The organism is Flavobacterium sp. (assembly GCF_041392005.1).
In the GTDB taxonomy this organism is placed as follows: domain Bacteria; phylum Bacteroidota; class Bacteroidia; order Flavobacteriales; family Flavobacteriaceae; genus Flavobacterium.
In genome coordinates this window covers 153,758-164,285 of record NZ_JAWKMX010000002.1, presented here as the reverse complement: position 1 = coordinate 164,285, position 10,528 = coordinate 153,758, and the positions used below count along the sequence as shown (strand labels likewise).

Here is a 10,528-nt window from a genome sequence, read left to right as displayed (position 1 = left end):
AAAATAATTGTGATTCACTGTTTTAGAATAATTTTTACATTAAAATTACGTTAAGTTTTAAAAAAACAAGTTTATAAAGTGACTATTATTCAAGAAATTATTAACAAAATGGAGGGTTATTGTGCTTACCAAGAACGTTGTTACAAAGAAGTGGAAGCTAAATTATATAGTTTTAAGGTGTTACCAGAGGAAAAAGAAACAATAATAACCCATTTAATCGAAAATAATTTTATAAATGAAGAACGTTTTGCTAAAAGTTTTGCACGTGGAAAACACCATTATAAGCTTTGGGGCAAAACAAGAATTAAAAACGAATTAAAATTTAGAGGTATTTCTGTAAGAAATATTCAAGCCGGTTTAGATGAAATTACCAACGAAATTTACCTTGAAAATTTTAACACACTTGCCGAAAAAAAGTGGCACAACATAAACGAAAAAAATAACTTAAAAAAGAAAAAGAAGTTTGTCGATTTTTTAACTCGAAAAGGTTACGAATCGAATTTGATTTTTGAAAAACTAAACGAATTAGATAATAATCAATGAGACAATAAGACAATGTGTTGGTGTGTTAATAAAATAATTGACTCATTGGCATATCAACAAATTGACACATTAGCGCTATCTTTGCAAAAAATATGCTCATGCTCGAAGATAAAAACCAAGCCAAAACTTCATTAGAAAATTTAGGCGAATTTGGCTTAATAGAACATTTAACTAAAGATTTAAAAATAACGCAAAAATCTACTGTAAAAGGTATTGGCGACGATGCTGCAATATTAGATTTTACAGATAATAAAGTCGTTATTTCGGCCGATTTGCTTGTTGAAGGTGTTCATTTCGATTTAGCCTATATGCCACTTAAACATCTGGGCTACAAAGCTGTTGTAGCTAATGTTTCCGATATTTGTGCTATGAATGCTACGCCTACTCAAATTACGGTTTCGTTAGCTGTTTCTAATCGTTTTCCGCTTGAAGCACTAGAAGAATTATATGCCGGAATTAAATTGGCTGCCGAAATATACAAGGTTGATATTGTAGGTGGCGACACTACTTCCTCTCAAAAAGGGTTATTAATAAGCATTACTGCTATTGGCGAAGCAAAATTAAACGATATTGTGTACCGAAATGGCGCTAAACCAAATGACTTGTTGGTTGTAACTGGCGATTTAGGTGCTGCTTATATGGGTTTACAGGTTTTAGAACGCGAAAAACAAGTTTTTCAAGTAAATCCTAACAACCAACCCGATTTAGAGGCTTATACTTATTTAATTGAACGCCAATTAAAACCCGAAGCCCGTAAAGACATTAAACCTATTCTTGAAAAGCTAGAAATTAAACCGACTTCGATGATTGATATTTCCGATGGTTTGTCGTCTGAAATTTTACATTTATGCAAACAAAGCCGTGTAGGTTGTAATTTGTATGAAGAAAAAATTCCTGCCGATCCACAATTAATTAATGTTTGCGAAGAATTTAATATCGATATTACTACTGTAGCTCTAAATGGTGGCGAAGATTACGAATTGCTTTTTACTATAAAAATGGACGATTTTGATAAAATAAAAGGAAATCCGAATTTTACGGTTATTGGGCATATAACTGAAGCTAAAGAAGGTATTCATTTAATTACTCGCGAAAACACTAAAATTCCATTAAAAGCTAGAGGCTGGAACGCGCTTGAAGAATAATTAAAAAGATAAAAAAATGCTACTTTTTCAAGTAGCATTTTTAACTATCAACATAATTAAGCTTCGCAGCTGGTACATTCCTTTTTCTGTTTAAATTTTTGTGCCGCATTCATACTATGCTGGTAGTACAACGATTTTAAACCTAATTTCCAAGCAGTAACATGAATATTATTAATTTCTTTTGTTGGCATTTCTGGATGCACAATAATATTTACCGATTGCCCTTGGTCGATGTGGGCTTGTCGTGCTGCCGCTTGATAAATAATATCTAATTGATCAATTTCAGAGTAGGTTTTAAACACGGCTTTTTCGGCTTCAGTTAAAAAATCGAGATGTTGTACAGAACCATCATTATCTCTAATATTTCGCCAAACTTCATCTGTATTTTGTCCTTTTTCTTCTAGTAATTCTTCTAGATATGGGTTTTTAATAGTTGTTTTTATTTTGGCAATATCTTTTACATAAATGTTTGACCAAATAGGCTCAATTCCTTGCGACACTTGTCCTAAAATAAATGCCGATGATGTGGTAGGCGCAATAGCATTTAACGTTGTATTTCTTCTACCGTAGCCTTTTAACACTTCCGGTTCGCCAAATTTTACTGCTAATTCTGCCGATGCTTTATACGATTTTTCTTTAATTACTTTAAAAATTTCGTTGTTTAAGTTAAAAGCTTCTTGGCTATCGAAAGCCAATCGTTTTGATTGTAATAATGAGTGCCAACCTAGAACTCCTAACCCTAAAGCGCGATTTTCTTTTGCAAAATTATAAGCACGTTCCATAAACAAGAAGGTTTGGCGGTCGTCTCTATTAGGAGAATCGCGATATACTTCTAGTTTTTCTATAAATTCTGTAATAACGGCGTCTAAAAAGTAAATCATGGTTTCTACTGCGTCCGTATTTTTCCATTTGTCGTAATGCAGCACATTTACACTCGAAAGCACACAAACAAACGACCAATCGCTACTAGAAGGCAACATAATTTCGGTACAAAGATTACTTGCATGAATACGGTGGTTTTTATCTTTATAAACATCTACGCTTCCGTTATTAGCATTATCTGTAAAGAAAACATATGGGTAACCCATTTCGCCACGGCTTTGTAATACTTTTGCCCAAATAGCTCTTTTATCGGCATCGCCATCAATCATTTCCTGCATCCATTGATTGGTAACCGTAACTCCGTGTGTAAGTTGTTGTATAGGATTTCCTTCTCTACCAATTTCTAAAAATTCTAAAATATCTGGGTGATCAATAGGTAAATACGGCGAAAAGCGACCTCTACGAACCGAACCTTGGCTAACCACATCGACCATAGATTCGAACAACTGCATTATATGAACAGCTCCCGATGCTTCGCCATTGTTTTTAACGGCTGCGCCTCTATGACGAATTTTACCAAAGTAGCCCGATGTTCCACCGCCTAGTTTCGACATCATACCTACTTCCGATTGGGTATATAAAATATTGCCCATATCGTCGTCTATATGCGAACCAAAACAGCTAATAGGTAAACCACGACGTTTACCAAAGTTTGACCAAACAGGTGATGCTAATGAGAAAAAACCTTCAGACATGTAGCCATAAAACTTGTCGCTAAAGCCAGGCATTTGTAAAATTTGTTCGGCTCTGTCGGCAATTTCTCTAATTCGAGATTCTGGTGTAGCACCTTCGGTAAGATAACCCGATTCTAAAAATTTACGGCTATAATCGTTTAACCATTTAAAACCTCCATTTGGTTTGTTTTCGTGCTGTCCTGTTAAAAATTCTTTTCGAGCAGTAACCATTTGTTGATGGCTGTTTGCTTGAGCTGCTTGATTAGTTGTTTTGTTTTCCATAAATTAAAATAAATCGTCGCCTGTTATACTTTGTGTTCTTTTACTATAGTTTATTGATCGTTTTACGAAGAAATCGCCATGTTTTGTGCCAATAATTTCATCGTCGAACCATTCGGTTTGCTTTAATAATGCTTGATCAACTTCGAAAATTTTGTTTATTCCTATGCTTTCGAGTGAGTTGTTAAAACGATTTTTAATAAACTCGTTTACTACTGCTTTTGGTAAAAAATCTATTTCGCCTTCTTCAAAAATCCAATCTACAATTTTACTTTCCGAAACAAAAGCGTCTTTACATACATCTTGAATCATTTTATTATACGCATCGTCAAACCATTCGGGATGTTCGTTTTTAATAATATTGATAATGTCGATACCAAAATCGCCATGTATTTGTTCTTCTTTAGAAGTAGCTTCAACTGCGTTCGAAATTCCTTTTAGCATGTTTTTATGTTTGTTAAAAGCCATAATAATTAAAAATTGTGAAAACAGCGAAACGTGCTCTATAAACAACGAAAACAATAAAATAGACTCGGCATATTCTTGGTTATCTTCACTTTTGGCATTTCGCAAAGCCGACTCTAAGTATTGCACCCGTTTCATTATTACAGGTTTCTTTTTTAATTCTTCAAATTCGTTATTTAAACCTAACACTTCTAACAAGTGCGAATACGCATCGTGATGGCGTACTTCGCTTTCGGCAAAAGTTGCACCAACAGCACCAATTTCGGGCTTTGGCATACGATGATAAATATCGCCCCAAAATGTTTTAACAGCCACTTCTATTTGCGAAATAGCCAACATTGTGTTTTTTATGACACTTTTTTCTACTGGTGTAAGTTTTGTTTTAAAATCTTGAACATCACTAGTAAAATTAAACTCGGTATGAATCCAATACGAATGGCGAATGGCGGAAACATATTCGTAGAGTTGTGGATATTCAAAAGGTTTTAAATTAATACGTTTCTCGAAAATATTGCTTTTTCTGCTTAATGCTTGGTTGTTTCTATAAATAATGTAGGCTTTTGCTACATCGTGAAACTGGCTTTGCATTAATTTTTCTTCTACAATATCTTGAACTTCTTCAACTGTTGGTATATAATTTTGTTCTTGGCCTTTTCTTACTAATAACTCTTGGTAAACGTTTTGTGCAATTTCATCTGCATCGCTTTGCTCGCCATGATTAACCGCTTTCATCGCTTTTAAAACAGCCTCCGTAATCTTTTGAAGCTCAAAGGTTTTGGTGCTAAAATCTCTTTTAGTTATGTGTTTTATTTCCATTTTGAAGTTTTTGTTGAATGTGTCCTAAAAAAAGGTTTTATAAAATTAAAAACTTAAACTGTTTTATAGGAATTTATCTTTTTATGTTCTCAACATTTTATTAACAACCTTTTTTTATGGTTTATAGGTGTTTGCAAAATTTCTGTTAATTTTTTTAGGTTAAATTTTACTCTTTTTACTTTTTAAAAACCTCTTTTTTTAAAATTTGTACTTTTGGCGAATAAATTTTCTAGATATGAATTATACTTTTTTACCTAATACCGATATAAAAATTAGCACTGTTTGTTTAGGCACTATGACTTTTGGCAAGCAAAACACCGAAGTTGATGCGCACAACCAGCTAGATTACGCTGTAGCACAAGGGATTAACTTTATTGATACTGCCGAAATGTATCCTATTGCTGCTTGCGAAGCTACTTATGGTAATACAGAACGCTATATTGGAAATTGGTTAAAAAAAGTTGGCAATAGAGAAAAATTAGTAATTGCTACTAAAATTGCAGGACCAAACAGGGGTATGGATTATATTAGAAAACCTCTTGATTTTTCTAAAAAAAGCCTACACGAAGCAGTTGAAAAAAGTTTACGACAACTACAAACCGATTATATTGATTTGTATCAAATGCACTGGCCAGAACGCAAAATGAATATGTTTCAAAAACGTGGTGTACAAGAATTAGACACCGATTGGCAAGATCGTATTTTTGAAATTTTAACCGTTTTTGATGGCTTAATAAAAGAAGGAAAAATAAAACACATTGGCTTATCAAACGAAAATCCTTGGGGTGTAATGCGCTATTTACTAGAAAGTGAAAAACACAATTTACCACGAATTGTTACAATTCAAAATCCGTATTCGCTTTTAAATCGTTTGTATGAAGTAGGCCTTTCGGAAATAGGAATGCGTGAAAATGTTGGTCTTTTAGCGTATTCGCCATTAGGTTTTGGTTTTTTATCGGGTAAACATTTAAACGGATTTGTGCCCAATTCGCGTTTGGCATTGTTTCCACATTTTACGCGTTATACCTCTAAAAATTGTTTTGAAGCTACTAAAATGTATGACGATTTAGCTAAAGCCAATGGTTTAACGTTAACACAAATGGCAATTGCTTTTGTAAAGCACCAAAAGTTTGTTTCTTCTACCATTATTGGCGCTACAACCTTAGCGCAATTACAAGAAAATATAGCCGCTTTTACGGTTTCGCTTCAACCTGAAATTATTGCGGAAATTGAAAAAATTCAAGAATTAATTCCAAATCCTGCACCATAAAATGAAGACCATTTTATATAAAAATGCTAAAATAAAGTTTACCGATAACGGCAAAGGAAAAGCTATAGTATTGCTTCATGGTTTTTTAGAAAACAGCACTATGTGGCAGTTTTTAACACCCAAATTAACCGAGAATTATAGAGTTGTATGTATTGATTTGTTGGGTCATGGTCAATCGGAAAATATTGGTTACATTCATACGATGGACGATATGGCTGATGCGGTTTATGAAGTGTTAGTTTCGTTAAAAATTGAAAAAGCAACTTTTATAGGGCATTCTATGGGTGGCTATGTAAGTTTGGCTTTTGCTGAATTATTCCCAAAAATGATACGTGGCTTAATTTTACTTAATTCTACTTCAAAACCTGACAGCGACGAACGAAAAGCAAATAGAGATCGAGCTATAAAAGCGGTAAAACAAAACTATGTAGCTGCTATAAATATGGCTGTTGCCAATTTGTTTAGCGAAGAAAATAGAACCCAACTTATAGCCGAAATTAATTATGCAAAACAAGAGGCTTTAAAAACACCGCTACAAGGCATTATTGCTGCGCAAGAAGGAATGAAAATTAGACCCGATAGAGAAATTTTATTACACACTACGTCTTTTCCAAAATTATTACTTTTAGGAAAAAAAGATCCTGTTTTAAACTTTGAAGAATGCAAACAACAAGTAGAAAACACCGATGTAGTATTAATAGCTTTTCCCGATGGGCATATGAGTCATTTAGAAAACAAACTAGAGCTAGAAATTACGGTTTTAAACTTTATGAAACAAATAACTTAAAAATTAACCGTTATATTGTTTAATTTCGACAATATCTGACGGCATACTAAAGCCTGCTGCTACTAATTTATCGAAAACAACTTTCATTACGGCGGTTTTAATTCCTGTTGGGTATTCTACGGTATAATCTTCAAAAGTATTTACCCAATAGAGTATTCTTAAATTTATGGTACTTGCCGAAAACTCATCAATTATAACATTTGGTTTTTTGGTATCTTGCAATACGCCATTCATATCTTTTAATGCTTCTAAAACTGTTGAAATAGCATTAGAAATATTAGTACCATAATCTAAACCTATAACAAAATCGTAGCGCAAATACCCATCGATAGTAAAATTGTAAAGTGGTGTTTTTAATATTTGCCCATTAGGAATAAAAACATCTTTGCCATCGAAAGTTTTAAGCTGTGTTTCTCTAAGAAACAAGTTAACTACATTACCTGTAATACCGCCTGTTTCTATTAAATCGTTTATTCTAAAAGGGCTTTTATAGGCTAAAATAATTCCTGCTAGAAAATTTTCTCCAATATCTTTAAAGGCAAAACCTACTACAAAAGTTAAAATTCCAGCTCCTGCTAAAAGGTTCGATGTTAAATCGGTAAAGCCAACTATTCGAAGTGCTATTACTATACTAATTAATTTTATAGTACTACTTATAAATTGTGAAAGAAACCCACCTGTTAAAACTTTTTCAGAAATTTGAGCTGTTTTCTTTTTTATTAAGGCTTTAATTTTATTAGCAATAAAAAAACCAATAAAAAGCACTAATGCAGCGGCTATAATGCTTGGCGCATTTTCTAATATGTTATTCCAAATACTTTCGAAAGAGCCTTTTAAATTATCCATACTTGTAGGGTTTAAATGTTTTCTGTTTTTTCTATAAAGTTTAGCTTGGGGTTTAAAATTTCTTGTATTAAAACTGAAATTTCAGTTGTAAAAATATCTAAAATTTGAGTATTTACCAACACTTCGTTATTGTATTTGAAAGGAATAAAACCAGATTTTAAATTTTTAAAGGAAATAATTCCTACTTCAATACCATTGCTAGGCAATGTTTTGCATTTATATTGATACATTAAAGCATAACTTAACAATTGAATTATTTTATCATATTTTGTGTCGTTTATTAACACATTAAAATCTTTTAATTTTAAATGGGCAGCTTCAACCCTTCCTGTTTTATAATCGATTATTCTTATTATACCGTTTCTTTTTTCGATGCGATCTACTTTACCTGCTATTTTAACTTTATAGGGTACTATTTCATTTTCAATAAAACAATGCAAATTACTTTCTAAAGCTAAAACTTCAATACTATCGCCTTCTTCAATACATTTTTTTTCATATTGTAAAAAATTATAAATATTGCGTTTTGCAACTTCAAAAGCTAAATAGTTACGACCTGTTTTAATATTGCCCTCTTTATATACTTTTTTAAATTGTTTTTCTATTTCGATGTCGCTTTTACTTAGCAATTGATTAATGATAGGAATCGTTAAAACCGTGTTAATGTACGGACTATAAAGCTGTTCTAAAGCATCGTGAATAATTGTTCCTAAGGTATTTAGCGCAATGTTTTCTTCTACTTCATCGGCATCGTTAATGCGTAAAACCCGTTGAAAATAAAACTGAGTTGGGTTGCGTAAATAGGTAGTTAATGACGATGGCGAAAACCCTTTATTAGTTGCTATTTCGTGTAACTGTTCTACTAAAATAGCAGTTTTAGAAATACTAATTTTTTCGTAGGCTTGCTCTGGTAAAACAGCGTTATAAATACTATGTTTAATGGTATGTTGTGGTAATGCTTCAACTTCTAATTGTTGTAAAAAACGGCTTTTTTCGCCAGCATCAATCCCTTCGCTGTCGGTATTGTAAAGTAAAAATATGTTTTTTGCTCGAAACAATAAATGATAAAAATGATAGCTAAAAATTGCATCTTTCTCTTTGTATGTAGGCAAATTTAGTTCTAATTTTATATCGTATGGAATAAACGAGTTTTGCGTTTTTCCAGAAGGCAATCTTCCTTCGTTAACCGATGTTATAATAACATTTTCAAAATCTAACAATCGGCTTTCTAGCACGCCCATAATTTGTAAGCCCGAAAGTGGTTCGCCTTCGAAAGAAACTTCTATTAAATCTGCTATTTGACGATACAAGCTATTGAGCTCTGCCAGAGTAGTAAGTGTTTTATATTTTTGTTGAAACGATAGTATTTGATTTAATGTTTTGTGTACGGCATAAATAAAAACCAATGTAAGGCTTTCGTTTTCATTCGATTTGTCGAGTTTGCCTTTGCAATAGGTTAAAATAGTATTTAATGTATTTAAAATTGCTTCTAAATTGCTATTCCAAGGTGTAAATAGTAATTCAAATAAACCTTCATCTATATTATTTTCTGAGTTTCTTAACTTTTTAAGTGTTTCGTATCCAAAAAATGTAAAGTTCTCATTTCTAATTTTTTGTACCACTGCATCTAAATTACTATACGGTTCAATTAATGGATGATTAAGAACCGTTAATACATCTTTATAATAAAAAATATATTTGTTTTCAGATCGATTTTTTGCATTAGTGTGCATTTTTAACAAAGCATTTACTAGCAACTGAGCTGTATTATTTTTAGCAGGATAACCCATTGTAATATTTAAGGCATCAACACTATTAGGCAAATGGTTTACTACTGGAAGTAATAAATTTTCATCGGCTAAAACCACGGCAATAGCACTACTTTTTTCTCCATTATTAGTAAGATTTTCTATAATGTTACCTACTATCTTAGCTTGTCCTACCGATTTTGGCGTGCCAATTATTTCGATGTTTTTTGCTGTACCAAAATTAGTAAATACTGTTTCAAACGAATGTTGTTGATAGTATTTCCATTTCTTTTTTATTCGTCTAATAAACAAACCTGCATCGTGGTTTTCATTTTCTAAAAAGTAACCGTCAATATCCCATAATACTGTAGCTTTATCTGCAGCAAGAAAGTGAAGCATTATTTTTTCTTCGGCATCATTTAAGGCATTAAAACCCGCAAAAAGCAAATGATTTAAAGTGTTTTGATGCGAATAATTTTCTAATTGCGCTACGGCTTCTCTATAAATTAACCCTTGATAGCCTATTTTATTCTCTTTTAAATGATGGTAAAAACGGGTGTAATATTTAGCCAAATTGTTCCAAAATTCAAGATGTTTATCTATTAGTGCTGTTTTTTCTTGAGGTTCCAGTTTCCATCGTTCTAATGCCTTTATTTCAGACAAATAAGTAAACACTTTTATTGGATCTTTTAAATAGCGATCTATTTCGTTAAAATCTTGAATAGCGGTTTTAGCCCAATTTGAAAACACATCGAAACTTTGCTGCGTTTCTTTTGGTGTTATTGTTAAATACACTTCATAAAATTGAAATAATAGTTCAACAGAATTTACAGAAGTAATTCCTGAAACTTTTTGTATAAACTCTTCTATACTAAGAATATTAGGCGCAAAAATAGTTTCATTTGTTTGTGCTTTAAGCGATTCTAATAAAAATACTTTAGCACGCTTATTGGGCACAATAATTTCTACTGGCTTCGATTGGCTAATAAAACGTTTAAATACTATTGTTGCAATATGGTTTATAAATGTATTTGTCATAGTATAAAAATAAAAAAAGCGTACCAAAATTGGTA

The 10,528-nt window shown here is 32.2% G+C and carries 8 protein-coding genes; 4 read left to right on the top strand and 4 right to left on the bottom strand.

Annotated features, from left to right (window positions below; translation table 11 throughout):
• Nucleotides 1–78 precede the first annotated feature (78 nt).
• The gene (locus tag R2808_RS02320; RefSeq protein WP_371269324.1) at nt 79–543 is read left to right on the top strand and encodes a regulatory protein RecX; all 465 of its coding nucleotides are present in this window, start codon (nt 79–81) and stop codon (nt 541–543) included.
• Between the two features lie 98 nt (nt 544–641).
• Nucleotides 642–1,688, top strand: a complete 1,047-nt coding sequence (gene thiL, locus R2808_RS02315) for a thiamine-phosphate kinase (protein ID WP_371269323.1) — start codon at nt 642–644, stop codon at nt 1,686–1,688.
• Nucleotides 1,689–1,744: 56 nt separating this feature from the next.
• Here thiL and R2808_RS02310 read toward each other — a convergent pair whose 3' ends face one another.
• The gene (locus R2808_RS02310) at nt 1,745–3,526 is read right to left on the bottom strand and encodes a ribonucleoside-diphosphate reductase subunit alpha (RefSeq protein WP_371269322.1); all 1,782 of its coding nucleotides are present in this window, start codon (nt 3,524–3,526) and stop codon (nt 1,745–1,747) included.
• Nucleotides 3,527–3,529: 3 nt separating this feature from the next.
• Nucleotides 3,530–4,804 (bottom strand): ribonucleotide-diphosphate reductase subunit beta, encoded by a 1,275-nt coding sequence (locus R2808_RS02305; RefSeq protein WP_371269321.1) that lies wholly within the window; start codon nt 4,802–4,804, stop codon nt 3,530–3,532.
• A 235-nt stretch (nt 4,805–5,039) separates the two neighbouring features.
• On the opposite strand from R2808_RS02305, the gene R2808_RS02300 reads away from it, so the two are divergent.
• Nucleotides 5,040–6,074, top strand: coding sequence for an NADP(H)-dependent aldo-keto reductase (locus R2808_RS02300; protein WP_371269320.1), 1,035 nt, complete (start codon nt 5,040–5,042; stop codon nt 6,072–6,074).
• A gap of 1 nt (nt 6,075) precedes the next feature.
• The gene (locus R2808_RS02295) at nt 6,076–6,861 is read left to right on the top strand and encodes an alpha/beta fold hydrolase (protein WP_371269319.1); all 786 of its coding nucleotides are present in this window, start codon (nt 6,076–6,078) and stop codon (nt 6,859–6,861) included.
• Between the two features lie 3 nt (nt 6,862–6,864).
• Here the strand turns inward: R2808_RS02295 and R2808_RS02290 are convergent, their stop codons facing one another.
• Together R2808_RS02290 and R2808_RS02285 are read right to left on the bottom strand one after the other, a co-directional pair.
• Nucleotides 6,865–7,707: a mechanosensitive ion channel family protein gene (locus R2808_RS02290; protein WP_371269318.1), complete on the bottom strand. Its 843-nt coding sequence runs from the start codon at nt 7,705–7,707 to the stop codon at nt 6,865–6,867.
• A gap of 11 nt (nt 7,708–7,718) precedes the next feature.
• Nucleotides 7,719–10,493, bottom strand: coding sequence for a PD-(D/E)XK nuclease family protein (locus R2808_RS02285; protein WP_371269317.1), 2,775 nt, complete (start codon nt 10,491–10,493; stop codon nt 7,719–7,721).
• Nucleotides 10,494–10,528 lie beyond the last annotated feature (35 nt).

What these genes read in the sequence shown, in the direction of transcription:
- thiL (WP_371269323.1), top strand. Translation starts at nt 642, where the DNA reads ATGCTCGAAGATAAAAACCAAGCCAAAACTTCATTAGAAAATTTAGGC.
- R2808_RS02310 (WP_371269322.1), bottom strand. Translation starts at nt 3,526, where the DNA reads ATGGAAAACAAAACAACTAATCAAGCAGCTCAAGCAAACAGCCATCAA.
- R2808_RS02305 (WP_371269321.1), bottom strand. Translation starts at nt 4,804, where the DNA reads ATGGAAATAAAACACATAACTAAAAGAGATTTTAGCACCAAAACCTTT.
- R2808_RS02300 (WP_371269320.1), top strand. Translation starts at nt 5,040, where the DNA reads ATGAATTATACTTTTTTACCTAATACCGATATAAAAATTAGCACTGTT.
- R2808_RS02295 (WP_371269319.1), top strand. Translation starts at nt 6,076, where the DNA reads ATGAAGACCATTTTATATAAAAATGCTAAAATAAAGTTTACCGATAAC.
- R2808_RS02290 (WP_371269318.1), bottom strand. Translation starts at nt 7,707, where the DNA reads ATGGATAATTTAAAAGGCTCTTTCGAAAGTATTTGGAATAACATATTA.
- R2808_RS02285 (WP_371269317.1), bottom strand. Translation starts at nt 10,493, where the DNA reads ATGACAAATACATTTATAAACCATATTGCAACAATAGTATTTAAACGT.